The 596-nt window shown below is 39.4% G+C and carries 1 protein-coding gene; it reads right to left on the reverse strand.

The genetic code is table 11. The features are described 5' to 3' along the window. Positions 1-37 precede the first annotated feature (37 nt). The gene (gene tnpA / locus SHEWPOL2_RS22110) at positions 38-472 is read right to left on the reverse strand and encodes an IS200/IS605 family transposase (protein WP_037431905.1); all 435 of its coding nucleotides are present in this window, start codon (positions 470-472) and stop codon (positions 38-40) included. Between the last annotated feature and the right edge of the window lie 124 nt (positions 473-596).

The raw sequence follows: 596 nt of genomic DNA on the forward strand, positions 1-596 counted from the left end.
GAAGGTGGCTTTGTTTTAACCCCCTAAAAGGGGGCCTTTATTCAAGAGCAAGTTGACCCTGCTCTTGCCGCTCTACTTTCTCTTGATGCCTAACGTATCTACGGATTATTTCCTCGTTAATTCCAATCGAATCGACGAAGTATCCTCTCTGCCAAAAATGATTTCCCCAAAGTTTATTCTTACGTAGGTAAGGAAATTTACTGAATATTTTCAAAGCTATCTTACCTTTTAACGCCCCCATTAAATTCGATATAGATATCTTCGGAGGTACCTTCACCACTAAATGAACATGGTCAACTTCAACATTTAGCTCCATGACTATGCATCCCATTTGATGGCAATAAACCTGAATGCATCGATAAACCTCTTTTCCGACATTACCTTTCAATATCCGAAAGCGGTACTTTGGTGTCCAGACTATATGATATTGACATCGCCAGAACACATGCGATGCTTGCTCGTATCTACTCATGTTATTTGCCTCTTTTGACTTCGCTAAAAATCAAAGATGCATTTAACATGGGTAGGTATACAGGCAAAGCCTCAAATGATGATAACCACCTACTGAAGTAGGTGGTTTTGGGCTAAAAATAAAA

This window comes from Shewanella sp. POL2 (genome assembly GCF_000282755.1).
GTDB classification, from domain to species: domain Bacteria; phylum Pseudomonadota; class Gammaproteobacteria; order Enterobacterales; family Shewanellaceae; genus Shewanella; species Shewanella xiamenensis.

Bases quoted from the DNA above. Each gene is read 5' to 3' on its own strand.
- tnpA (WP_037431905.1), bottom strand. From the start codon at position 472: ATGAGTAGATACGAGCAAGCATCGCATGTGTTCTGGCGATGTCAATAT.